The sequence below is a fragment of the Mycobacterium sp. NGS54 genome, assembly GCF_059812465.1.
Genome location: NZ_JCALCS010000004.1, coordinates 43,950 through 67,157 on the forward strand (window position 1 = coordinate 43,950; position 23,208 = coordinate 67,157).

19 protein-coding genes, 1 tRNA gene and 1 pseudogene are annotated in these 23,208 nt (G+C 69.0%); 11 read left to right on the forward strand and 10 right to left on the reverse strand.

All coding sequences use genetic code 11. The annotated features are described in order from the left end of the window. The first annotated feature begins 1 nt into the window (after position 1). Genes AC5Y5E_RS12615 through AC5Y5E_RS12625 form a run of 3 tightly spaced genes read left to right on the forward strand, consistent with a single transcriptional unit; the run spans position 2 to position 4,181 of the window. On the forward strand, positions 2 to 925 hold the full coding sequence (locus AC5Y5E_RS12615; RefSeq protein ID WP_499903348.1) for a potassium-transporting ATPase subunit C: 924 nt from the start codon (positions 2 to 4) through the stop codon (positions 923 to 925). A gap of 11 nt (positions 926 to 936) precedes the next feature. Continuing rightward, positions 937 to 3,504: a DUF4118 domain-containing protein gene (locus AC5Y5E_RS12620; protein ID WP_499903349.1), complete on the forward strand. Its 2,568-nt coding sequence runs from the start codon at positions 937 to 939 to the stop codon at positions 3,502 to 3,504. Next, positions 3,501 to 4,181, forward strand: coding sequence for a response regulator (locus AC5Y5E_RS12625; protein ID WP_499903350.1), 681 nt, complete (start codon positions 3,501 to 3,503; stop codon positions 4,179 to 4,181). The genes AC5Y5E_RS12620 and AC5Y5E_RS12625 overlap by 4 nt, the downstream gene beginning before the upstream one ends. A gap of 158 nt (positions 4,182 to 4,339) precedes the next feature. On the opposite strand, the gene AC5Y5E_RS12630 is transcribed toward AC5Y5E_RS12625, so the two are convergent. The 7 genes from AC5Y5E_RS12630 to mfd form a co-directional block, all read right to left on the reverse strand. Further along, on the reverse strand, positions 4,340 to 5,284 hold the full coding sequence (locus AC5Y5E_RS12630) for a Ppx/GppA phosphatase family protein (RefSeq protein WP_499903351.1): 945 nt from the start codon (positions 5,282 to 5,284) through the stop codon (positions 4,340 to 4,342). Continuing rightward, the gene (locus AC5Y5E_RS12635) at positions 5,278 to 5,766 is read right to left on the reverse strand and encodes a DUF501 domain-containing protein (RefSeq protein ID WP_499903352.1); all 489 of its coding nucleotides are present in this window, start codon (positions 5,764 to 5,766) and stop codon (positions 5,278 to 5,280) included. The genes AC5Y5E_RS12630 and AC5Y5E_RS12635 overlap by 7 nt, the downstream gene beginning before the upstream one ends. Beyond that, on the reverse strand, positions 5,759 to 6,376 hold the full coding sequence (locus tag AC5Y5E_RS12640) for an FtsB family cell division protein (RefSeq protein ID WP_499903353.1): 618 nt from the start codon (positions 6,374 to 6,376) through the stop codon (positions 5,759 to 5,761). Before AC5Y5E_RS12640 ends, AC5Y5E_RS12635 begins: the two co-directional genes overlap by 8 nt. An 11-nt stretch (positions 6,377 to 6,387) precedes the next feature. Then, positions 6,388 to 7,677, reverse strand: a complete 1,290-nt coding sequence (gene eno, locus AC5Y5E_RS12645) for a phosphopyruvate hydratase (RefSeq protein ID WP_499903354.1) — start codon at positions 7,675 to 7,677, stop codon at positions 6,388 to 6,390. 45 nt (positions 7,678 to 7,722) lie between these two features. Next, positions 7,723 to 8,460 (reverse strand): lytic transglycosylase domain-containing protein, encoded by a 738-nt coding sequence (locus AC5Y5E_RS12650; protein WP_499883422.1) that lies wholly within the window; start codon positions 8,458 to 8,460, stop codon positions 7,723 to 7,725. 136 nt (positions 8,461 to 8,596) lie between these two features. After that, positions 8,597 to 9,622 (reverse strand): nucleoside triphosphate pyrophosphohydrolase, encoded by a 1,026-nt coding sequence (locus AC5Y5E_RS12655; RefSeq protein ID WP_499903355.1) that lies wholly within the window; start codon positions 9,620 to 9,622, stop codon positions 8,597 to 8,599. After that, positions 9,619 to 13,266, reverse strand: coding sequence for a transcription-repair coupling factor (mfd, locus tag AC5Y5E_RS12660; RefSeq protein WP_499903356.1), 3,648 nt, complete (start codon positions 13,264 to 13,266; stop codon positions 9,619 to 9,621). The genes AC5Y5E_RS12655 and mfd overlap by 4 nt, the downstream gene beginning before the upstream one ends. Before the next feature lie 194 nt (positions 13,267 to 13,460). Between mfd and AC5Y5E_RS12665 the strand changes: the two are divergent. Then, positions 13,461 to 14,225: pseudogene (locus AC5Y5E_RS12665) on the forward strand (diaminopimelate decarboxylase family protein); the annotation flags it as partial. 43 nt (positions 14,226 to 14,268) lie between these two features. Here the strand turns inward: AC5Y5E_RS12665 and AC5Y5E_RS12670 are convergent. Both AC5Y5E_RS12670 and AC5Y5E_RS12675 read right to left on the reverse strand, forming a co-directional pair. After that, positions 14,269 to 15,429 carry a hypothetical protein gene (locus AC5Y5E_RS12670; RefSeq protein ID WP_499903357.1) on the reverse strand — a complete coding sequence of 387 codons (1,161 nt, stop codon included), beginning with the start codon at positions 15,427 to 15,429 and terminating at the stop codon, positions 14,269 to 14,271. Further along, positions 15,426 to 16,679, reverse strand: a complete 1,254-nt coding sequence (locus tag AC5Y5E_RS12675; RefSeq protein ID WP_499903358.1) for a sulfotransferase family protein — start codon at positions 16,677 to 16,679, stop codon at positions 15,426 to 15,428. Before AC5Y5E_RS12675 ends, AC5Y5E_RS12670 begins: the two co-directional genes overlap by 4 nt. A 142-nt stretch (positions 16,680 to 16,821) precedes the next feature. Between AC5Y5E_RS12675 and AC5Y5E_RS12680 the strand changes: the two genes are divergently transcribed. From AC5Y5E_RS12680 to AC5Y5E_RS12690, 3 genes are read left to right on the forward strand one after another with little or no spacing between them, the layout of a single operon-like run. Further along, the gene (locus AC5Y5E_RS12680) at positions 16,822 to 17,427 is read left to right on the forward strand and encodes a TetR/AcrR family transcriptional regulator (RefSeq protein WP_499903359.1); all 606 of its coding nucleotides are present in this window, start codon (positions 16,822 to 16,824) and stop codon (positions 17,425 to 17,427) included. Between the two features lie 26 nt (positions 17,428 to 17,453). Next, positions 17,454 to 18,500 carry a TIGR03617 family F420-dependent LLM class oxidoreductase gene (locus AC5Y5E_RS12685; protein ID WP_499903903.1) on the forward strand — a complete coding sequence of 349 codons (1,047 nt, stop codon included), beginning with the start codon at positions 17,454 to 17,456 and terminating at the stop codon, positions 18,498 to 18,500. A gap of 2 nt (positions 18,501 to 18,502) precedes the next feature. Further along, positions 18,503 to 19,396 (forward strand): SDR family NAD(P)-dependent oxidoreductase, encoded by an 894-nt coding sequence (locus AC5Y5E_RS12690; RefSeq protein ID WP_499903360.1) that lies wholly within the window; start codon positions 18,503 to 18,505, stop codon positions 19,394 to 19,396. Between the two features lie 3 nt (positions 19,397 to 19,399). Here the strand turns inward: AC5Y5E_RS12690 and AC5Y5E_RS12695 are convergent, their stop codons facing one another. Further along, a complete protein-coding gene (locus AC5Y5E_RS12695) occupies positions 19,400 to 19,993 on the reverse strand; it encodes a TetR/AcrR family transcriptional regulator (protein ID WP_499883424.1) in 594 nt (197 codons plus the stop codon). Between the two features lie 137 nt (positions 19,994 to 20,130). Here AC5Y5E_RS12695 and AC5Y5E_RS12700 point away from each other — a divergent pair. From AC5Y5E_RS12700 to arsC, 4 genes are all read left to right on the forward strand, one after another. Beyond that, positions 20,131 to 20,202: transfer RNA gene (locus AC5Y5E_RS12700), tRNA-Gln, on the forward strand. 98 nt (positions 20,203 to 20,300) lie between these two features. Further along, the gene (gene glmU / locus AC5Y5E_RS12705; RefSeq protein WP_499903361.1) at positions 20,301 to 21,776 is read left to right on the forward strand and encodes a bifunctional UDP-N-acetylglucosamine diphosphorylase/glucosamine-1-phosphate N-acetyltransferase GlmU; all 1,476 of its coding nucleotides are present in this window, start codon (positions 20,301 to 20,303) and stop codon (positions 21,774 to 21,776) included. Positions 21,777 to 21,873: 97 nt separating this feature from the next. Further along, positions 21,874 to 22,854: a ribose-phosphate diphosphokinase gene (locus AC5Y5E_RS12710; RefSeq protein ID WP_499903362.1), complete on the forward strand. Its 981-nt coding sequence runs from the start codon at positions 21,874 to 21,876 to the stop codon at positions 22,852 to 22,854. Beyond that, positions 22,855 to 23,205: an arsenate reductase (glutaredoxin) gene (arsC, locus tag AC5Y5E_RS12715; RefSeq protein WP_499903363.1), complete on the forward strand. Its 351-nt coding sequence runs from the start codon at positions 22,855 to 22,857 to the stop codon at positions 23,203 to 23,205. It abuts the gene before it with no gap. Positions 23,206 to 23,208: the final 3 nt, after the last annotated feature.

The following is a 23,208-nucleotide window of genomic DNA, read 5'->3' on the forward strand; positions in this document are numbered from 1 at the left end:
CATGAAGTTCTCCAGTTTCGTCCGCATGCACTGGGCGGCCTTCCGCGCGCTGCTGGTGCTGACCGTCATCACCGGCCTCGCCTACCCGGCGTTCGTCTGGCTGGTGGCGCAGATCCCCGGCCTGCACGACAAGGCCGAAGGCTCGATCCTCACCGCCAACGGCAAGACAGTCGGCAGCCGGCTGATCGGCCAGCTGTTCACCGACAAGGACGGGAATGCGCTGCCGCAGTACTTCCAAAGCCGCCCCTCGGCGGCCGGCACCGGCTACGACCCGCTGAATACCAGCGCGAGCAACCTCGGTCCGGAGAGCATCGTCGACACACCCGCGGACCCGGCACAAATCGCCGGCGGAAAGTCCGCGTCGGACGCGGGATTCAAGCCGAGCCTGCTGACACAGGTGTGCACGCGCAGCACCGCGATCGGCCAGCTGGAGGGTGTGGACGGTTCCCGCCCGTTCTGCACGGGCGGCGGCGTGGGCGCGGTGCTGTCGGTGATCGGACCCCGCGACGCCCGCGGAAACGTCCTCCACCCGACCCGTGTGGTGAGCGTCAACGAGCCGTGCCAGTCGACCTCGGCCGCGTTCCTGACGATGTACGAGGGCGTCCGGGTCGAGTGCGCAAAATTCGGCGAGGACTACACGATCGGCCAGATCGTGCCCATCCGCGGGGCCGCACCCGCCAACCCGGCCGTCCCCGCCGACGCGGTCACCGCCAGCGGCAGCGGCCTGGACCCGAACATCTCGCCGGCCTACGCCGACATCCAGATCGCGCGGGTGGCAAAGGCCCGCCACGTCAACGCCGATCAGATCCGTGGGGTGCTGGCGCACTACCGCAGCGGCCGCGACCTCGGGTTTTTAGGCGAGCCGACGGTCAACGTGCTGCAGCTCAACCTGGAGCTCGACCACCGATTTCCGGTTAACGGCTAGCGCGGAGGGGGATGATGGTTGACGTGAGCGTGACCGACCACCATCCCAAGCGCGGCGAGCTACGCATCTACCTCGGCGCGGCACCGGGTGTCGGCAAGACCTTCGCGATGCTCGGCGAGGCGCACCGGCGCTTGGAACGCGGCACCGACCTGGTGGCGGCGGTGGTCGAGACCCATGGGCGGGCGAAAACCGCCGAGCTGCTTGACGGTATCGAGGTCATCCCCCCGCACTACGTCGACTATCGCGGCGGCAGGTTCCCGGAACTCGACGTGCCGGCCGTGCTGGCCCGCCATCCGCAGGTGGTCCTGGTCGACGAACTCGCCCACACCAACACACCGGGCAGCAAGAACGAAAAGCGTTGGCAAGACGTCGAGGAACTGCTCGATGCCGGGATCACGGTGATCTCCACGGTCAACATTCAGCATCTGGAGAGCCTCAACGACGTCGTCGCCCAGATCACCGGCATCGAACAGCAGGAAACCATCCCCGATTCGATCGTGCGGCAGGCGTCGCAGGTCGAACTCATCGACATCACGCCGGAGGCGTTGCGCCGCAGGCTATCCCATGGAAACGTCTACGCTCCGGCACGGATCGACGCGGCGCTGTCGAACTACTTCCGCGCCGGAAATCTCACCGCGCTGCGGGAATTGGCGCTGCTGTGGCTGGCCGACCAGGTCGACACCGCGCTGGCCAAGTACCGGGCCGAGAACAAGATCACCGACATGTGGGAGGCGCGCGAGCGGGTGGTGGTGGCGGTCACCGGCGGTCCGGAATCGGAGACGTTGGTGCGACGGGCATCGCGGATCGCGTCGAAGTCCAGCGCCGAGCTGATGGTGGTGCACGTCATCCGCGGTGACGGCCTGGCCGGCGTGTCGGAGCGCAGGATGGGCAAGATCCGAGAGCTGGCGAACAGCCTGGACGCGTCGCTGCACACCGTCGTGGGCGACGACGTGCCCACGGCCCTACTTGATTTCGCGCGCGAGAACAACGCCACCCAGCTGGTGATCGGCACCTCCCGCCGGCCGCGGTGGGCGCGCATCTTCGAGGAGGGCATCGGCCCCACGATCGTGGAGCGCTCCGGGAAGATCGACGTACACATGGTCACGCACGAGGAATCCGAGCGCGTCCTGCACCTGGGACCGCTGGCCCCCCGGGAGCGCCGCGTCGCCTCGTGGCTGGCGGCCCTAATCGTGCCGTCGGCCATCTGCGCCGTGACGGTGACGCTGTTGGACCCGTATCTGGGGACCAGCGGTGACAGCGCCATGTTCTTTGTCGGGGTCTTGGTGGTGGCCCTGCTCGGAGGCGTTGCGCCGGCTGTCCTTTCGGCGGTGTTGTCCAGCCTGTTGTTGAACTACTACCTGACCGCTCCGCGGCACACCTTTACGATCGCGGAACCGGCTGCCGCCGTCACAGAACTCGTCCTGCTGTTGGTGGCGGTCGCCGTCGCTATCCTCGTCGACGGTGCGACCAAACGCACCCGCGAAGCCCGTCAGGCATCCCAAGAGGCCGAGCTGCTCACGCTGTTCGCGGGATCGGTGCTGCGCGGCGCCGACCTCGAGACGCTGCTGGAACGCGTGCGGGAGACCTACTCGCAGCGCGCGGTCAGCATGCTGCGGGAGCCGAGCGAGGAGGAGCGCGCCGCCGGCAAAAAGAGCTACATCGTCGCGTGTGTGGGCAAAGATCCTTGCGTGAGCGTCGATTCCGCCGACACCGCGATCGAGGTCGGCGACGACGTGTTTTGGATGCTGATGGCCGGCAAGAAGCTGTCCACCCGTGACCGCAGGGTGGTGAGCGCGGTGGCCAAGCAGGCCGCGGGCCTGATCAGGCAGCGAGAGCTGGCGGAAGAGGCCAGCCGGACCGAGGCGATCGTGCGGGCCGACGAGTTGCGGCGCTCCCTGCTCTCGGCGGTGAGCCATGACCTGCGCACTCCGCTGGCCGCGGCCAAGGTCGCCGTGTCCAGCCTGCGCGCCGAAGACGTCGCCTTCTCCCCCACCGACACGGCCGAATTGCTGGCCACCATCGAGGAGTCCATCGACCAGCTGACCGCGCTGGTCGGCAACCTGCTCGACTCCTCGCGCCTGGCCGCCGGGGTGATCCACCCGGACCTGCGCCGGGTGTATCTCGAGGAGACGGTGCAACGGGCCCTGGTCAGCATCGGCAAGGGCGCCACCGGGTTCTACCGATCGGCGATCGATCGGGTCAAGGTCGACGTGGGCGACGCGGTGGCGTTGGCCGACGCCGGGCTGCTGGAACGCGTGCTCGCCAACCTGATCGACAACGCGCTGCGCTACGCGCCCAACTGCGTGGTTCGCGTCAACGCGGGCCGGGTGGGCGATCGCGTCCTGATCAACGTGATCGACGAAGGTCCCGGAATCCCCAAGGGCACCGAGGATCAGATCTTCGAGGCCTTCCAGCGGCTGGGCGATCACGACAACACCACGGGCGTGGGGCTGGGGATGTCGGTGGCCCGCGGTTTCGTGGAGGCGATGGGCGGCACGATCTCGGCCGGTGACACGCCGGGCGGCGGGCTTACCGTCGTGGTGGATCTGGCCGCGCCGCAGGAATTTGGTGCGCTGTGACCCGGGTGTTGGTGATCGACGACGAGCCGCACATCCTGCGGGCGTTGCGAATCAACCTGTCGGTGCGGGGTTACGAGGTGATCACCGCGTCGAGCGGTGCGGGGGCGCTGCGCGCGGCCGCCGAGCACAAGCCCGACGTGGTGGTGCTGGACCTCGGGTTGCCGGACATCTCCGGCATCGAGGTGCTGGCCGGCCTGCGCGGCTGGCTGTCGGCGCCGGTGATCGTGCTTTCGGCTCGCACGGATTCCTCGGACAAGGTCGAGGCCCTCGACGCCGGCGCCGACGACTACGTGACGAAACCCTTTGGAATGGACGAGTTCCTGGCGCGGTTGCGCGCCGCGGTGCGACGCAACGCGGCGGCGTCGGAGGTGGACGAGCCGGTCGTCGAAACCGACGCGTTCACCGTCGATCTGGCCGCCAAGAAGGTCACCAAGGACGGTGCCGAGGTCCACCTCACGCCGACCGAATGGGGCATGCTCGAGGTGCTGGTGCGCAATCGCGGCAAGCTGGTGGGCCGCGAGGAGTTGTTGAAGGAGGTATGGGGTCCGGCGTATGCCACCGAAACCCATTACCTGCGTGTGTATCTGGCGCAGTTGCGGCGCAAGCTCGAAGACGACCCGTCGCACCCCAAGCACCTGCTGACCGAATCGGGCATGGGTTACCGCTTCGAGGCGTGAGTGTGTGCCTAGGGCATGGCGCGTGCATTGACGGCGGAGATTTGGCGAAATTTTCGCCATGACCGCACTTCGAAAACCCGCTATTCACAACGATTCCTCGCTAAGTCACATCCGTCACACTGGCCCCTGCCCGCGGTGGTCAGTGTGACAGATGTGACTCAGCCGGCGATGGACAGCACGATGCCGTCCAGGATGTCGTGCTCGCTGACGATCAACTCGTCGATGCCGGCGCGGGCGCGCAGCTCGCGCGCCAGTTCCTCCACCACGATCGCGCCGCCGGCGATCACGTCGGCGCGTCCCTCGTGCATCGGCCCCAGCGCGGCGCGCTCCGCCCGCGTCATCCCGATCAGCCGCTCGCACACCGCCAGCAGGTCAGCGCCCGGCACGCGTGAAAGATGAATGGCCGCAGAGCCATACGCCGTCATGTTGTGCGCCAGCGCGGACAGCGTCGTCATCGTGCCGGCCAGCCCCACCCAGGTCCGCGCCGCTTCGACGTCTACCACGCCCAGCGCGGCGTCCAGCCGCTCCCGCACCACCGCTCGGGCGGCCGCCACCTCGTCGGGCGTGGGCGGGTCCGAGTGCAGGCAACGCTCGGTCAGCCGGACGCACCCGATGTCGGCGGAGTAGCCGGCCACCACGCGCTCACCGCCGACCACGATCTCGGTGGAGCCGCCGCCCAGATCGACGACGACGAAAGGCCCAGCAGCGCGGTCCAATTCGCCGACAGCCCCGTGGAACGAAAGCGACGCCTCCTCGTCGCCGCTGATCACCTCCGCCACCGCGCCTGGCAGCACCGCGCCCAGCACGTCGGCCGTCATCGCAAAGAACACATCGCGATTGGCGACGTCGCGCGCCGCCGACGTGGCCACCATCCGCACCCGCTCGACGCCGTGCGTCTTCAGCAGTGACGCGTAATCGGCCAGCGCGGCGCGGGTTCGCGCGATCGCCTCGGGCGCAAACTCGCCCGTCGCGTCGACGCCCTGCCCCAGCCGCACGATTCGCGTCTCGCGATGCACGTCGTGCAGCCGACCGTCGCTCACGTCGGCGATCAGCAAACGAATCGAGTTGGTGCCGCAGTCGATTCCGGCGAGCCTGCTCACCACTGGCCCGCCACCAACACGCTCGCCATCGCCGGGTCGCCGGCCAGAACCGACAACGCCTCGTCCCCAAGCGGATTCACGCCGGGGCCCTTGGCCAGCGAGTGCGCGATCAGCACGTGCAGGCACTTGACCCGATCCGGCATCCCGCCGCCGGAAAACGTTGTCCCCAGCGGTTCGATCGCGTCACGTTCGGCCAGATACGACTCGTGGGCTCGCCGGTACGCAGTCGCCAGCTCGGGATCCCGCCCCAACCGCTCGGTCATCTCGCGCATCAGTCCCGTCGTCTCCAGCCTGCTCGCCGCCGCGGTCAGGGCGGGATGGGTGAGGTAGTACAACGTCGGAAAGGGCGTGCCGTCAGGAAGTTTCGGCGCCGTCTTCACCACGCCGGGTTCGCCGTTGGGACAACGGTAGGCGATCTCCAGCACCCCGCGCGGCTCGCGGCCGAGCTGACGCGCCACCGCTTCCAGATCGGCACGATCAACCACCGGGCGCCGTGGGGTTGGGAGCTTCCGGGGGTGCCGGCGGCAGGTGGGGCGCGTCGGCGATGGTGTGCCACAAGGAGGTGTACCACGGATTGTTGTTCGCCGGTTTCGCCGCGTCGGACCCGGGCTGCGGGGACACCGCCGCCGTGGGTGGCAGCTGAACCTGGAACGGAATGTCGCCGGGCATCACGAAGCCGAGGCGCTCGCGGGCCTGCGCCGCAATGTATGCCGGGTCGCCGAGCTTGACCTTCTTCTGCTCGAGCTCGGCGATCTGGCGGCGCAGCGCAGCCTGGCTGGCGGCCAACTGGTTCATCTCGGTGCGCTGCGCGAAGTAGGTGCGCACCGGGCCGGCGATGGTCAGGGTCAGCACGCAGATCACCGCGGCGAGCACCGCCGCCCGGCGTGCGGTGAACCCGAGCCGCTGATCGGAGCGTTGTTCGACCGACTCGGCGACCTGCCGCTTGATGGGCTCGACGACACGCTCCTGCATCGACCGGGCCGGGTGGTTCGCGGTTTGTGGCGGCTTGGCCGATCGACGGCGCCGAACCGAATCGCCGGCCTTCCCCGGGCGCGATGCCGGGGAACGGCGCTTCGGATCGGGCTTGGGCGTCAACCTATTTCAACCTACTTCTGCTCCAGCGCGAACCGCGGGAACGCCAGATCGCCGGCGAAGCGTGCCGCGTCGCCGAGGGCTTCCTCGATCCGCAACAGTTGATTGTATTTGGCCACGCGCTCGCTGCGGGCGGGCGCGCCGGTCTTGATCTGGCCGCTGCCGACGGCCACCGCCAGGTCGGCGATCGTGGTGTCCTCCGTCTCGCCGCTGCGGTGGCTCATCATCGTGCGATACCCGCTGTGGTGGGCCAGCGCGACGGCGTCGAGCGTCTCGGTGAGCGTGCCGATCTGATTCACCTTGACCAGCAAGGCGTTTGCCACGCCCTTTTCGATGCCCTCTTCCAGGCGTTCGGGGTTGGTGACGAAGATGTCGTCGCCGACGATCTGCACGCGGTCCCCGATCGACGCGGTCAGGGCCGCCCAGCCGTCCCAATCGTCTTCGGACAGTGGGTCTTCGATGGACACCAGCGGATACGAGCCAAGCAGGCCGGCGTAGAACTCGGCCATCTGCTCGGCGGTGCGGGCGCTGCCTTCGAAGGTATAGCCGGTGCCGTCGGCGTAGAACTCGGTGGCCGCCGCGTCGAGGGCCAGCGCCACGTCGGTGCCCAGTTTGAAACCCGCCGATTCGATGGCGCGGCCGATCAGGTCCAGCGCCGCGGTGGTGCCGGCGACGTCGGGGGCGAATCCGCCCTCGTCGCCAAGCCCGGTGGACAGGCCCTCCTTCTTCAGCACCGACTTGAGCGAGTGGTAGACCTCGGCGCCCCAGCGCAACGCCTCGGCGAAGCTGGGCGCGCCGATCGGCGCGACCATGAACTCCTGAATGTCGACGCCGGTGTCGGCGTGCGCACCGCCGTTGAGGATGTTCATCATCGGCACGGGCAGGATGTGCGCGTTCGGCCCGCCGATGTAGCGGAACAGCGGCAAATCGGCGGAATCGGCGGCCGCCTTGGCGACCGCCAGCGAGACGCCCAGGATCGCGTTGCCACCCAGCCGCGACTTGTCGGGGGTGCCGTCGAGGTCCACCAGCGCCTGGTCCACCAGCCGCTGGTCGTCGGCGGCCAGGCCGATCACGGCCGGACCGATCTCGTCGAGGACGGCCTGCACCGCTTTTTGCACGCCTTTGCCGCCGTAACGCTCGCCGCCGTCCCGCAGCTCGACGGCCTCGTGCTCGCCGGTCGACGCGCCGGACGGCACCGCCGCGCGGGCGAACGTCCCGTCCATCAGGGCTATCTCGACCTCGACCGTCGGGTTGCCGCGGGAGTCGAGGATCTCTCGGGCCCCGACCTGCTCGATAATCGGCACTGGGTTTCTCCTTGTCGTAGCTGGCGCCGTCAGCGATACATCCTGCTACAACGGGTGATGCGCCGCATAGGCGGTCGCCCAGTCCCGGACCGCCCGCGCGTAGACGCCGGAGTTGTTGTAGGCCCGCAGCGCGGTGATCCAGCCCCGCGGGGTGGCGAGATCTTTTCCACGCCAACACAGATAACCCGCCGCGGCGAGCGCCGCGTCGTCGATGTTGTCGGGGCTGACGACGCCGTCGTTGTGGGCGTCCACCCCGTAGAGCCGCCACGTCTCCGGGATGAACTGCATCGGCCCCATCGCGCGCACCACCCCGGCATCCCCTTTCGAGCCCTCCGCGCCGTCCTCGGTGTCGACGATGCGCAGTGTGCCCCCGCTGCCATCCAGGCGAACACCCCGGATGGGCGGACTGACGTCACCGTTCGGCGACAGCGTCGCGCCGCGGTAGGTGCCGTGGTGGCTTTCGACCTGCCCGATGCCCGCCAGCGTGGTCCATGCGATGTGGCACTTGGGGTTCTCGACCTCGGCGACGCGCGCGGCGTAGGCGTAGGCCTCCAGCGCGACGACCGGAATCTCCAAGGCCGCCGAGCGTTGCTCGGCCCACTGGCGCAACTGATCCGCGGGCCGGCCGCTGAGGTGGGTGTCCACCGGCGGCACCGGATCCCCGGCCGGCGGCGGCACCCCTTCCGGGATGAAAAGGCTCAACTGCCAGGTGCAGCTGGAGGCGAGGATCATGGCGGTCGCGCCGATCACGGCGACCGCACGCAACCAACGCCTCGGCGACACCATGCCCCTCTTTAGCTCCCCTGGACTTTCCCTACGCGAACTCGACCACGACCATCGTCCCACGCGTTTCGGCCGGGCCCGGTCGGTTCCCGCCCCGAGCCCGCCGGTGCGGCGGGCGTTTCGCCTGATCGAGCGGCTATTTCCGCCCTTTACGCCGCTTGGAGCCCCCACCGGACGCCTTGGACACGGCCTCGGAGCCGACCGCTTCCTCCGCGGCCGTCTCAGCGGAAGGCCAGTGCGCGCGCCACTCCTCCTCGGTGACTTCGCCCAGCGGCGCCACATCAAGCTCGACCGGGACGCTGTCGCCACGGCGGCCGGCCGCGATCGACCTCTCCACGCCGCGCACGGTGTCCACGAACTCCAAGACGGCCGCGCGAAGCGTGCCTTCGGCGTCGACGTCGGCCGACACGCAGACCGACGTGATCTCGGCCGGGATCAGGTCGGCGGGCAGCCCCGCCTTCTCGGCGCGTTGAATCACCTTCTGCGCCAAGGCCAGTGCCGGCTGACCGGTGTGAACGTCGTCCATCACCGAATTGCGCGACTTCTCCGCGGCCTTGCGCTCCTCCCACTGCGCCAACTGTTCTTCGAGCGAAATCGATTGTCCGGCAAGCACTCCGGGCACCCGATTGCCCAGCTTGCGCATCAGTGTGGTGGCGACATCGTCGATCGTGAAGGGAAGCTGAGGCGCGTCCTCGGCGATGCGGGCGTGGAAGAGAACCTGCAGCAACACGTCGCCGAGTTCCTCGCGCAGCAGGTCGGCGTTGCCGCTGCGCACGGCGTCCAGCAGCTCGTAGGTCTCCTCGAGCAGGAACCTGCGCAACGAGTCGTGAGTTTGCTCGCTTTCCCACGGTCCGGCGGTGCGCAGCTTGTCCATCATCGCGACGGCGTCGACCAGTCGCTCGCCGCGCGGCGTGTCCGGCGCCGAGATCAGCCGGGCCCCCGCGGCCAACCGGGCGGTGACGGCGGGATGGTCCGGATCGGACGACAGCAGCACCGGCGCCGGCGCGTCGGGGTCCCCGGAGTGCACGGGCCGCGCCGCGGCCAGCGACCAGGGCACCGCGACCGGCATCTCCTCGGTGTACTGCACCTCGCCGGCGAGGTGCTCGATGGCCTCGACGGGCACCAGCGACGGGCGGCGGGGGTCGAACAAGACGACAATCATCTCGCTTGTCGCTCCTCCCCAGCCGGTGACGCACCCGTTATACCAATCTCTACTTGTGGTTTCCCCTCGAGTGCGGTCACCAGGTTGGCCACCATCTGCAGCAACTCGACGTCGCGCAGGCGCGGCGCGCCGACCCCACCCTCCCGCGGAATGGGCACCTGGACCGTGGACGTGGTGGCGCGGTAGTTCGCCGCCGGATACATCCGCTTGAGCCGCACCTGGGCCGAATCCATCAGCGTCACCGGCGAGAGCCGCACCGTCGCCGCCGACGGGGCCGACACCTCGGTGATGCCGGCGGCGCGGCACAGCAGCCGCAACCGCGCCACGGCCACCAGCCGCTCGGCGGGCTCGGGCAGCGCCCCATATCGGTCGACCAGCTCCTCGACGACGGCGGCGACGGCGGCATCGTCAGAGGCCGCGGCCAGGCGCCGGTAGCCCTCCAGCCGTAGCCGGTCGCTGGCGATGTAATCCGGCGGCAGATGCGCGTCCACCGGCAGGTCGATCCGGACGTCCTTGGCCTCCTCGGGCGTGGTCACCGTCTCGCCGTCGGCGGCGGCGCGGTAGGCCTCGACGGCCTCGCCCACCAGGCGCACGTACAGGTCGAACCCCACCCCGGCGACGTGCCCGGACTGCTCGACGCCCAGGACGTTGCCGGCGCCGCGGATCTCCAGGTCCTTCAGCGCGACCGCCATGCCCGCGCCCAGCTCGTTGTTCTGCGCGATGGTCGCCAGCCGGTCGTAGGCCGTCTCGGTCAGCGGCGCATGCGGCGGATACAGGAAATAGGCGTAACCGCGCTCGCGGCTGCGGCCGACCCGCCCGCGCAGCTGGTGCAGCTGGGACAGCCCGAAGGTGTCGGCCCGCTCGACGATCAGCGTGTTGGCGTTGGAGATGTCCAGCCCGGTTTCCACGATCGTGGTGCACACCAGGATGTCGTATTCGCGGTTCCAGAAGCCCTGCACGGTGCGTTCCAGCCGCTCCTCGGGCATCTGCCCGTGCGCGACGACGACGCGCGCCTCGGGCACCAGCTCTCGCACCCGGGCCGCGGCCCGGTCGATCGAGCTCACCCGGTTGTGCACGTAGAACGCCTGGCCGTCGCGCAGCAGCTCGCGCCGTAGCGCGGCGGCGACCTGCTTGTCGTCCTGCGGGCCGACGTAGGTCAGCACCGGGTAGCGCTCCTCGGGCGGGGTCAGGATCGTCGACATCTCGCGGATCCCGGCCAGGCTCATCTCCAGCGTGCGCGGGATCGGGGTGGCGCTCATGGTCAGCACGTCGACGTGGGTGCGCAGCGACTTGATGTGCTCCTTGTGCTCGACGCCGAACCGCTGCTCCTCGTCGACGACGACCAGGCCCAGGTCCTTCCAGCGCACCCCGGTCTGCAGCAGCCGGTGCGTGCCGATCACGATGTCGACCGTCCCGTCGGCCAGGCCCTCGACCACGGCCCGGGACTCGGCGGCGTCGGTGAACCGGGACAGCCCCTTGACGGTCACCGGGAAGTCGGCCATCCGGTCGGTGAACGTCTGCAGGTGCTGGTCGGCGAGCAGCGTGGTGGGGACCAGCACGGCGACCTGCTTGCCGTCCTGGACCGCCTTGAATGCCGCGCGCACCGCGATCTCGGTCTTGCCGTAGCCGACGTCCCCGCAGATCACCCGGTCCATCGGCACCGGCTTCTCCATGTCGGCCTTGACCTCGGTGATCGCGGTGAGCTGGTCGACCGTCTCGGTGAAGCCGAACGCGTCCTCCATCTCGGCCTGCCAGGGGGTGTCCGGCCCGAATGCGTGCCCGGCGCTGGCCTGCCGTTTGGCGTAGAGCGCCACCAGTTCGCCGGCGATCTCGCGCACCGCGCGGCGGGCCTTGGTCTTGGTGTTGGCCCAGTCGCTGCCGCCGAGGCGGCTCAGCGCCGGCGCCTGCCCGCCGACGTACCGCGAGAGCTGGTCCAGCGAGTCCATCGGGACGTACAGCTTGTCGGAGCCCCCGCCGCGCTTGGCCGACGCGTATTCCAGCACGAGGTATTCGCGGCGCGCGCCGCCGACGGTCCGCTCGACCATCTCCACGAACCGCCCGATGCCGTGCTGGTCGTGCACCACCAGGTCGCCGGCGGTGAGCGCCAGCGGATCGACGGTGTTGCGCCGCTTGGCCGCCAGCCGCTTGCCCTCGACGGTGGTGGCCCGGTTGCCGGTCAGGTCCGTCTCGGTGATCACGACGAGGTTGGCGCCGGGGATCACGACACCGTCGTGCAGCGGGCCCTTGAGGACGCCCACCACCCCCGCCTTGGGGGCGGCGCCCGGTTCCAGCATGGCGGCCGGAGTATCGGACTCGGCGAGCCGCTCCACCACCCGGTGGGCGGTCCCGGTGCCTGGCGCGACGACCGCGGCGTGCCCGCCGGTGCTGACGTGGGCGCGCAGCATCGCGAAGATGCCGTCGATGTCCTGCTGGTGCCCGCGGGCCGACGGCGCCGCCCGGACGTCCAGTTCCACGGCCGACTCGTCGGAGAGCTGGCTCAGCGTCCACCAGGGATGACCCGACCGCGCCGCCGCGGCGCGCACGTCGTCCAGTTCGGCGAACCCCGACCCGCCGAACTGCTCGAGGTCGACGGGCGCGTCGGTGCCCAGCGCCGCCACCGACCACGACGCCTCCAAGAACTCACTGCCCGTCTTGATCAGGTCGGCCGCCCGGGTGCGCACCTTCTCCGGGTCGCACAGCAGCACGGGCGTGCCGTCGGCCAGCTGGTCGGTCAGCAGCACGTGCTCGCCGGGACGCAGCACCGGCAGCAGCGCCTCCATGCCGTCGACCGCGATGCCCTCGCCCAGCTTCGCCAGCATGTCGGTGACGCTGCCGGTGATGGCGGGCTCGGCCCCGGAGTGCCGGGCGGCCAGCGCGGCGGCCCGCTCCCGCACGCCGTCGGTGAGCAGCAGCTCGCGGCACGCCACCGCGATGACCGTGTCGACCTCGATCTCGGGGATGGACCGCTGGTCGGCGACGGCGAACATCCGCATCTCGCTGACCTCGTCGCCCCAGAACTCGACGCGCACCGGGTGTTCGGCGGTCGGGGGGAAGACGTCGAGGATCCCACCGCGCACCGCGAACTCGCCGCGCCGGCCGACCATGTCCACCCGGGTGTAGGCCAGCTCGACCAGCCGGGCGATCACGTCGGAGAAGGCGATTTCCCGTCCGACACTCAGCGTGACCGGCTCCACCTCGCCCAGCCGCGGCGTCATCGGCTGCAACACCGAGCGCGCCGCCGTCACCACCACCTGCAGGGGCGGGCCCAGCCGCTCGTCGTCGGGGTGGGACAGCCGGCGCAGCACCATCATCCGGGCGCCGACGGTGTCGACGCCGGGCGAGAGCCGCTCGTGCGGCAGCGTTTCCCACGACGGGAACACGGCCACCGCGTCGCCGAGCACGCCCCGCAATTCCGCGGTCAGGTCGTCGGCCTCGCGCCCGGTGGCGGTGACCACGAGCACGGGACCCAGCCGCGCCAGCGCGGTGGCGACGAACAACCGGGCGCTGGCGGGTCCGACCAGGTGCAACTCGGCGGGCCGGGCGGCCGCGCTGTCGATCAACTGCTGGAACGTGGGCGCCGTCAGCGCCAGGTCCACGAGCCCCGCGATCGGGGTTTCTGGGCGAGCAGGCCCCGGTCCGGTCATGATGAATCCATTCTAGGGGCGCCTAAAGACGTCAATATCGAGCCCGGCGCCGTCAAGGGATCGTTAGGAAAGCGGCAGCCGGCACTGGCCGGGCGCACTTTGAAGTCATGACATTGCTGGACATCTTGCCGTCGATCGGTCATGCGGCCCCCCGACGGTTCGATTCTGCGATCTGGCCCGCCACCACGCATTCCGACGAAACCGACTTCCGCCGCCGCGCCCGCCGCTACCGCAAGGCGCGGCGCGATGTGACGGTCGTCTACGCGGGAAAGTCGCTGCTGACGACCGCGGTGGCGCGGTGGGCGCGCGAGGAGGGCCTGGGCGTCGCCGTCTGCTCGAGCGGTGAACTCGCCGTCGCCCTGGCCGGCGGGGTCGACCCGGCCCGCATCGTGGTGCAAGGCAACGCGAAATCGCCCGACGAGCTGCGCGACGCGACGAGCGCGGGTGTCGGACGCATCGTGCTGGATTCGACCATGGAGATCGCCTACCTCGCGGGCCTGGCGCCGCGCCGGCAACCGGTGCTCGTCGGGGTGACCCCGGACGTCGACATCCACGGCCACCGCGCCGTCACCACCGGCATCAGCGACCAGAAGTTCGGTTTCACCCTGGCCGGCGACCGCGCCGCCGACGCGGTCGGGCGCGTCCTGGCGCACCCGATCCTCGACCTGGTCGGACTGCACTGCCACATCGGGTCGCAGGTCACCGACCCGGCTCTCTACGGCGAGGCGATTCGCCGGATGATCGCCGCCATGGCCGACGTCCGCGCCCACCACGGCGTCGTCCTCACCGAGCTAAACATCGGCGGCGGCCACGCCATCCCCTACCTCTCGGGCGACCGCGAGCTCGACCTCGACGCGCTGTCCCGCGTCATCGAGGACGCGCTGGACGAGGCCTGCGCGGCCGAGCATTTCCCGCGGCCGGCCATCGTGGTGGAGCCGGGCCGCGCGCTGGTCCGCCGCGAGACGATCGCGGACGTGCCGGCCCGCGACTGCGGTTAAGCAGTCACGGGGTGTCCCGCTCGGCGAAGTGGCGTTGCCGCGCCAACAACGCCGCGGCCCGCTGGTCGGCGGTGATCCGCTGCGACGGGTCGAAGTAGTCGTGGACGCGGTCGATGTCGATCACCGTGGCGGTCGGCGTGGCGGGCTGCTCGGCCGCGGTGGCGCGCCAGGTGACGACCCCGCCGCGATAGCCGCGCGCGTCGAGCCAGTTGTGCACGCCGACGTCCTCGGTGGACAACAGCACCCGCACCCGGTCGCCGTCGGTGTGCGATTGGCCGAGGTTCAGGCTCGTCTGCCGGGTCGCGATGTCGATCATCTCGCTCCACCGGTTGGTCAGGCAGATTCCGACATACGGGCTGCCGCTGGGGATTTGGTACTCGATCACCAAGGCCTGGCCGTCATCCAGTTCCCAGGAGATGGGGACGAACCACGCACCGGCCATGGCCGACGGCGGCTGCATCGGCGGGATGACGAAGTTCTTCGGCAGGGCCCCGAAGACGCGCGCGGGAATGTCCTTGACCCACATGGTGAACAGGTCGCGCGACGCGACCAGGTGCTCGTCGAACGCGGCGAGCGCCTGCGCCGGCGACGACGGGCCCGCCGGTGTTTGGGGATTGAGGCATTCGATGCGGATGGTGCCCTTGGATTGGCCTTGCCAGTCGCCGAAGGTTTGGTAGCAACAGAACGACTCGGCTCCCGGCGGAAGCTCAAACCAGTTGGTATCGCCCGTTTTCTGGCGGCTGAAGTGGATCTCGAAGGATCCGTCCGGCGCGATGTCCAGGTCCTCGGATTGCGTCTTGACCGCCCGGGCTTGGTCGTCCTTGCCGGCGTAGACGCCGAAGGTGGTCTGCGCGACCGAGCCCAATTTGCCGTAGACCCGGTAGTCGTGCGCATCGTCGATTCGGGCCGACAGGTACAGGGTGTCGGGGTTGGAGTGGCCCCAATTCCACGGCGCGTACTGGGCGTTGATCAGCGCGGGGCGGGCCGGGTCGCTGCGCAGTTGCAGCCCCATGTACTGGATGTGGCCGATCAGGTGGCCGAGAAGCGAACTGGCAGAGCCGTCGTCGAGGCCGCCCTGGGCCAGCGCGACGCCGAGCAGCTCCTCGTGAAGTTCGCCGAACCGTCGCCACGCCGCGCGCAGCGCGTCACTTGACTGGTCGGTCATCGCTTGTCCTCGATCCCGTAGAAGTCGCGGTAGTACTGCAGTTCCGGCCAAAGCGCCGCGATGTCGAGCCCGTAATCCTCGGCCCGATAGATGTTGGGTTTGCGGGTCGCCATGCCGCGCTGCTCCATGAACCTGCTCATCTTGCGATGAACCTCGGCGGTGAGTTCGATGCCGAAGTGGTCGTAGATCTCCGTGACGCAAGCCAGTGGCTCGCGGACCATGCGCTCCATCGGAAAATCGATGAATTGCGCGGAGCGGTCCGCGAATTGGCGCCTCAGTTCGACGTTGCGGGCCAGCATGCCCCCGGTGCGCCAAGTCATGTAGCGGCCGTGATCGTGCCAGTCGACGCCGTCGGTCACCATCGCGAACACGGTGCCGGACAACTTACAGCTGGAGGCGATGACCTCGGTGGGCTCGCGGTAGGTGGTGACGAAGCGCGCGTCGGGGAAGACGGCGAGGATCTTGTCGATGTTGGCCATGTGCGGTGGGGTCTTGAGCAGCCAGCTCTCCTTCGGGCGCAGCCCCCCGCTCTGCATGTACTGCAGGAGCAGCTTCTCCTCCTCGTAGACCCAGGTGCGGTCCTGATCGGCCAACCACCGGTCGTAGCCCTGACAGTTGAACATGACCAGGAACGTCTCGCTGTGGAAGGCGTAGGCGTGCAACAGCGCGCATTCCTGGGCCTCCCACGCGCCGAGCGGGTGCGCGGCGTCCAGGTCGGGGGCCAGCGACAGGGTCCGTCGAATCTGCTTCTCGCTGCGCGCGATTCGCGGGTCGGTGCGCATCGTGGCGGGATCCAGCGGCGGGTGCAGCTCGTCGCACTCCCAGGTGAGGGGGAAGCGAAACCGGTCATCCTGACTGAGCAGGTGATGGGTGATCGTGGTGCCGGTGCGGGGCGCGCCGACCAGGAACACCGGCTTGGCGATTATCTCGTCCCGGATCGACGGATTCCGGCGGATGTGGTCCATGACCAGTAACCGCTGGCGCAACAGGTTGGTGATGTGCGTCGCGGCCAGTATCCGGCCGAACCCGTTGAGCTTGTCCTCGGTGTTGATCGACTCGATGAGCCGGTCCAGGCCCGCTTCGAAGCGCGGATCGCCGAAGTCGGTCAGGCCGCCCGCGCGCCGGCTGGCCCGGTCCATGAGCGCGTACTTGCGCAGCGGCACGGGAGGGGCGCCGAGGCGGCGGGCCGCACGGTAGGCGCCGTTGAGAACGCGGAACGGCAGCGGTCTGGGTGGTTCATCGATGGCCATGACGGGCGTTCCTCGCCGTTGAGGGGATAAGAAACCTGTTGACGCGCAGGAAGTTACGCGGACTGCGCCGACTGTTCGATGCCTCCCGGTGTTCAAGCGGACCGTTGTGCTCGATCCTGCAAAACATTACGATCTGAACGTAATGAAATCAACACCTTTCGAGCGCGACAATCGCGAGTCCAAGTCGCAGGGGCGCCCCCGCGATGTGCGCATCGACGATGCGGTCCTGCAAGCCACCAACGAACTGCTGGAAGAGATCGGCTATGCCCGGCTGAGCATTCCGTTGGTGGCGGCGCGGGCCGGCGCGACGCCGCCGGCGGTGTACCGCCGCTTCCCCACCAAGATCGAACTCGTCTTCGCCGCGGTGTTTCCCCCCACGCCGCGCACGGAGTTGCCGTTGACCGGCGATCTGCGGACGGTCGTGCGCAGCCTGCTCGAGGGATCGATCCACCTATTCAGCCGGCCGGCGGTGCACAGCGCGGTGTCGGGCCTGACGGCCGAACTCCCCTCCGAGCCGGGCTTGTCGGCGCGGCTGCTGGACCGGCTGCAGGGCGGCACCTACGAACGCCTGCAGGGCTACCTCGATCACGCCGCCGCCAGCGGAGTGGCGGTCGACGGCATCGACGCGCGTCTGCTGATGGACATGATCGGCGGCACGGTGATGATGTCCATGGCCACCGAACGCACGCTCGACGACACCTGGCTCGAGCACAACACCGCGCTGATCGTGCGGGGGCTGACCCGATGACGGCCGGCGGCGGGGCCGCGCCGCCGATGGAGGTCGTCGCCTCCGCACCGGCCCAGCTGGGCCTGGCCGAAATCGGCCCGTGGGCCGCGCGCATGGAGCGCATCGGCTTCGAGGTCGTCCACGTGTCCGAGACCATCCACGATGTATTCACAATCGCGGCAATGGCATTGGCGCATACCACGCGGCTGACCGTGCGGACGAGCATGGCGCTCGCGTTTCCGCGCAGCCCGATGATCACCGCCTACGCGGCCTGGGACCTCGCCCGGTACTCCGACGGGCGCTTCCAGCTCGGCCTGGCCTCCCAGGTGCGCGGGAACATCGTCGGACGATTCTCGGTCCCGTGGTCCCAGCCGGCGCTGCGCATGCGGGAGTACATCGAATCGGTACTGGCGATATTCCACTCCTTCCAGACCGGTGAGCCCCTCGACTACAGCGGGCGGTTCTACCGATTCGACCGCCTGCAGCCATACTTCAACCCCGGCCCGATTCCGTGCCCGCCCCCGCAGATCTGGACCGGAGGGGTCAACAGGAAGATGTGCATGCTGGCCGGTGAACTCTCCGACGGCTTCGTCTGCCATCCGACCAACTCGCACCCGTCGATCCTCGCGACGCAGACGCTGCCCGCCCTCGCCGAAGGCGCCGAAAAGGGTCGCCGCAGCCGAACTCCGCTCGCGATGGTGGCCAATCCGCAACCCTTGATGGCCGCCACCGGCGACGAGCTGGCGCGGAGGCGCGAACACCGCCGGTCGGAGCTGGCCTTCCTCTACAGCACCCCCGCCTACCGCAGGCAACTCGAATTCTTCGGTTTCGCGGACATCGGCGAGGCGCTCAGCGACATGGCGCGCCGGAACGAATGGACCGACCTGCCCGAGCATCTGACCGATGAGGTGATGGATCGGGTTGTGCCGCAAGGCACCTACGACGAAATTCCCGCGGTGCTCGAGCGTTGGTACTCCGGCGTGTGCACCGGCCTGAGTCTGCCGGTCACCGATGTGCCGGACGACGTGCTGGCCATGCTCATCGATCGCATCAAGGCCATTCCCACCCTCAGGGAACAACCACCAGGAAGGTAGCAATGAACGCAGCACAATCGGCTCTGGCGCTGAAATCCATTGTGGCCCGGCAATGGCGGTCCCACAGTCCGCTGGCCCGGCGCCCGCCGAAGAACTTCGCCGGGCAGTACGGGCCGTGGGCGCTGGTGTCCGGCGCCAGTGAGGGCATCGGCGGTGCCTGGGCGGATTACGCGGCATCCCAAGGCTTGTCGGTCGCGATCGTCGCGCGCGATCCCGACAAGCTCGAGAAGAAACGCCAGGAATTGGTGTCACGGTTCGGCGTGGAGGTGCTCGCCATCTCCCAGGAACTCGGGGCGCCGGACGCCGTGGAGAACATCGTCGCGGCCGTCGGCGATCGCGAAATCGGACTGCTGGTGTCCAACGCCGCGCTGGCCACCGTCGGGGGATTCTGGGCCGATAACCTCGAATTCGAGCGGAAGCGGATAAACATCAACTGCTGCAGCCCGTTTGGGCTGACCTACCACTACGGGGCGCTCATGAAGGCGCGCCGTCGCGGCGGCATCGTCCTCATGAGCAGCGGCACGGGGCTGATCGGCAGCCCGTACTACACGCACTACGGCGCGACGAGGGCATACAACATCATTCTCGCCGAAGGGCTCTGGTACGAACTGAAACCCGACAACGTCCACGTGTTGGCGTGCATGGCCGGGCTGACGAGTTCGCCGGGGGCCGCCGAGGCGCTGGAGGTCGCGCGGGCCAGGGGCAGCCTGATCAACACGCCTGAAGAAAACGTCGAAGAGGCGGTCTTGTATCTCGGCAAGCGGCCCAGCATGCAAGTGGGGGCGCCGAACCGGCGGATGATGTTCGTCGTGACCCGCCTGCTTCCGCGGTCGATGGGCATCCGAGAAATCGGCAAGCACGCGCTGAACAACTTCCTCGACGGGGCGCGGCCCTAGCTCCTACTCGTCCTGCAGCCGCGGGTCGGCTTCCAGGTGGGTCAGGCCGTTCCACATCAGGTTGACCAGGTGCGCGGCGACCACTTCTTTCTTGGGCTCGCGGGTGTCGAGCCACCACTGCGCCGTCATCGACACCGAGCCCACCAGCGCCTGGGCGTACAGCGGCGCCAAATCCGCGTCCAGCCCCCGGCGGGCGAAGTCGCCGGCCAGGATCGAGCTGACCTGGCTGACCGCGTCGTTGAGCAGGCTGGAGTAGGTGCCCGAGCTGATCGCGGCGGGCGAGTCGCGGATCATGATCCGGAAGCCGTCGGTGCGCTCCTCGACGTAGGTGAGCAACGCCAGGGCCACCCGTTCCACCCGGACCCGGGACCGGTTGTTGGTCAACGACGAGGTGATCATGTCCAGCAGCGCCGACATCTCCCGGTCGACGACGACCGCGTACAGCCCCTCCTTGCCGCCGAAGTGTTCGTAGACGACGGGCTTGGACACGTTGGCGCGCAGGGCGATCTCCTCGATCGAGGTGCCCTCGTAGCCGCGCTCGGCGAACAGCGAGCGGGCGATGCCGATGAGTTGTTGCCGGCGATCGCTACCGGTCATACGAGCGCGCGGGGCCCGGGCTTCCTTGTCCGGCTCCTTTTGCGTTTGGGGGTCGAGAACGGCCACGTCAATCAGCCTATCCGTTACGCTCGCCGCGACCAGGCCGCTTACCGTCTAGAGTCACCGTGGGTATTCCATCCGTCGTGGTGTAATCGGCAGCACATCAGATTTTGGTTCTGAGAGTTCAGGTTCGAGTCCTGGCGACGGAGCAGCGTGGCCCTTTGCGGCGAGCGTGCATGAAATGACACGCTTGACGGCGTGTCGGTGTACCAACAGGCACGCTCGCGCGAGGGGTTGAGGAGAGTTCATGTCGTTTCGTGGTGACACCGCGGTCCTGGTCCTCGCGGCCGGACCGGGCACCCGGATGCGGTCCGACACCCCGAAGGTGCTGCACACGATCGCCGGCCGCAGCATGCTGTCGCATTCCCTGCACGCGATCGCCAAGGTCGCGCCCCAGCACCTGGTCGTGGTCCTCGGCCACGACCACCAGCGCGTCGCGCCGCTGGTCGGCGAGCTTGCCGAGACGCTGGGACGCTCGATCGAGGTGGCGCTGCAGGACCGCCCCCTGGGCACCGGCCACGCCGTCCTGTGCGGCCTGTCCGCCCTGCCCGACGACTACTCCGGCGTCGTCGTCGTCACCTCCGGCGACACCCCGCTGCTGGACTCCGACACCCTGGCCGGCCTGATCGCCACCCACACCGCGGACTCGGCCGCGGTCACCGTGCTGACCACCACGCTGACCGATCCGGTCGGCTACGGCCGCATCCTGCGCACCCAGGACAACGAGGTGATGGCGATCGTCGAGCACACCGACGCGACGCCCTCGCAACGCGAGATCCGCGAGGTCAACGCCGGCGTCTACGCCTTCGACGTCGCGGCGCTGCGCTCCGCGCTGACCCGGCTGAGCTCGAACAACGCCCAGCAGGAGCTCTACTTGACCGACGTCGTCGCCATCCTGCGCGGCGACGGCCGGGGCGTGCGCGCCCAGCACGTCGCCGACAGCGCGCTGGTGGCCGGCGTGAACAACCGCGTCCAGCTGGCCGAGCTGGGCGCCGAGCTGAACCGCCGGATCGTCGCCACCCACCAGCTGGCCGGCGTGACCGTCGTCGATCCGGCGACCACCTGGATCGACGTCGACGTGACGATCGGCCGCGACACCGTCGTGCACCCCGGCACCCAGCTGCTGGGCCGCACCCGGGTGGGCGGTCGCTGCGTCGTCGGGCCGGACACCACCCTGACCGACGTGACCGTCGGCGACGGCGCGTCGGTGGTGCGCACCCACGGCACGTCCTCGGCGATCGGGGACGGAGCCACGGTCGGCCCGTTCACCTACCTGCGACCCGGGACCGTGCTGGGCGCCGACGCCAAGCTCGGCGCGTTCGTCGAGGCCAAGAACTCCGTCATCGGGACGGGCACCAAGGTCCCGCATTTGACCTACGTCGGCGACGCCGACATCGGCGAGCACAGCAACATCGGCGCGTCCAGCGTGTTCGTCAACTACGACGGCGAAACCAAGCGGCGCACCACCGTCGGCTCGCACGTGCGCACCGGCTCGGACACCATGTTCGTGGCCCCGGTGACCATCGGCGACGGCGCCTACACCGGCGCCGGCACCGTGGTGCGCGACGACGTCCCACCCGGGGCGCTGGCGGTGTCGGCGGGGCCGCAACGCAACATCGAGGGCTGGGTCCGGCGCAAGCGGCCGGGCAGCGCGGCGGCCGAGGCCGCGGAAAAGGCCGCGAAGGCCGCCGGAGAAAACGACGAGAATTCAGGGCCCGAATAGACACCGTGAGTTTGGTCCCTGGCAACCCGGCCGCATTTCCGTACGATTCGCTACGTACGATGGGGCTTCCATTTCGATCCCGAGGCAGGGCAGTGCGTTGAGCCACGACTGGACCGATAATCGAAAAAATCTGATGCTTTTCTCGGGCCGCGCGCATCCCGAGCTGGCCGAACAGGTCGCCAAGGAGCTGGACGTGCACGTCACCGCTCAGACGGCCCGCGAATTCGCCAACGGCGAGATCTTCGTTCGGTTCCAGGAGTCGGTGCGCGGCTGCGACGCCTTCGTGCTGCAATCCAACCCGGCGCCCGTCAACAACTGGCTGATGGAACAGCTGATCATGATCGACGCCCTCAAACGGGGCAGCGCCAAGCGGATCACCGCGGTCATGCCGTTCTACCCGTACGCGCGGCAGGACAAGAAGCACCGCGGCCGCGAGCCGATCTCGGCGCGCCTGGTCGCCGACCTGCTCAAGACCGCCGGCGCCGACCGGATCGTGACCGTCGACCTGCACACCGACCAGATCCAGGGCTTCTTCGACGGGCCGGTCGACCACATGCGCGGACAGAACCTGCTGACCGGCTACATCAAGGACAACTACCCGGACGGCAACATGGTGGTCGTCTCCCCCGACTCCGGCCGGGTGCGCATCGCCGAGAAATGGGCCGACGCGCTGGGCGGGGTTCCGCTGGCTTTCATCCACAAGACCCGCGACCCGCGGGTGCCCAATCAGGTCGTGTCCAACCGTGTCGTCGGTGAAGTGGAGGGCCGCACCTGCGTCCTGATCGACGACATGATCGACACCGGCGGCACCATCGCCGGCGCGGTGAACCTGTTGCGCGAAGACGGCGCCAGCGACGTGGTGATCGCGGCGACCCACGGCGTGCTCTCCGACCCGGCCGCCGAGCGGCTGGCGGCGTGCGGCGCGCGGGAGGTCATCGTCACCAACACGCTCCCGATCGGCGAGGAGAAGCGTTTCCCGCAGCTCACGGTCCTGTCCATTGCGCCGCTGTTGGCCAGCACCATCCGCGCCGTTTTCGAAAACGGCTCCGTCACGGGACTTTTCGACGGAGACGCCTAGATGGCTTCGCGCGAGACCGTCATCTACCACAACCCGAAGTGCAGTACCTCCCGCAAGACCCTAGACCTCTTGCGGGACAACGGGATTGACCCCACCGTCGTGCAGTACCTGAAGACGCCGCCGTCGCGCGCCGAACTGGCGCGCATGATCCGCGACGCCGGCATCGAGGTGCGCACCGCGGTGCGCAAGCGCGAACCGCTGTATGCCGAGCTCGATCTCGACGACGCGACCGACGACGAGTTGCTCGACGCCATGGCCGAACACCCGATCCTGATCGAACGGCCTTTCGTCGTCACGCCGAAGGGCACCCGGCTGGCGCGGCCGATCGACGGCGTGCGCGAGATTCTGTGAGGT

What these genes read in the sequence shown, in the direction of transcription:
- AC5Y5E_RS12615 (WP_499903348.1), top strand. Translation starts at nt 2, where the DNA reads ATGAAGTTCTCCAGTTTCGTCCGCATGCACTGGGCGGCCTTCCGCGCG.
- AC5Y5E_RS12620 (WP_499903349.1), top strand. Translation starts at nt 937, where the DNA reads ATGATGGTTGACGTGAGCGTGACCGACCACCATCCCAAGCGCGGCGAG.
- AC5Y5E_RS12655 (WP_499903355.1), bottom strand. Translation starts at nt 9,622, where the DNA reads ATGATTGTCGTCTTGTTCGACCCCCGCCGCCCGTCGCTGGTGCCCGTC.
- mfd (WP_499903356.1), bottom strand. Translation starts at nt 13,266, where the DNA reads ATGACCGGACCGGGGCCTGCTCGCCCAGAAACCCCGATCGCGGGGCTC.
- AC5Y5E_RS12670 (WP_499903357.1), bottom strand. Translation starts at nt 15,429, where the DNA reads ATGACCGACCAGTCAAGTGACGCGCTGCGCGCGGCGTGGCGACGGTTC.
- AC5Y5E_RS12675 (WP_499903358.1), bottom strand. Translation starts at nt 16,679, where the DNA reads ATGGCCATCGATGAACCACCCAGACCGCTGCCGTTCCGCGTTCTCAAC.
- AC5Y5E_RS12680 (WP_499903359.1), top strand. Translation starts at nt 16,822, where the DNA reads ATGAAATCAACACCTTTCGAGCGCGACAATCGCGAGTCCAAGTCGCAG.
- AC5Y5E_RS12685 (WP_499903903.1), top strand. Translation starts at nt 17,454, where the DNA reads ATGGAGGTCGTCGCCTCCGCACCGGCCCAGCTGGGCCTGGCCGAAATC.
- AC5Y5E_RS12690 (WP_499903360.1), top strand. Translation starts at nt 18,503, where the DNA reads ATGAACGCAGCACAATCGGCTCTGGCGCTGAAATCCATTGTGGCCCGG.
- AC5Y5E_RS12695 (WP_499883424.1), bottom strand. Translation starts at nt 19,993, where the DNA reads ATGACCGGTAGCGATCGCCGGCAACAACTCATCGGCATCGCCCGCTCG.
- glmU (WP_499903361.1), top strand. Translation starts at nt 20,301, where the DNA reads ATGTCGTTTCGTGGTGACACCGCGGTCCTGGTCCTCGCGGCCGGACCG.
- arsC (WP_499903363.1), top strand. Translation starts at nt 22,855, where the DNA reads ATGGCTTCGCGCGAGACCGTCATCTACCACAACCCGAAGTGCAGTACC.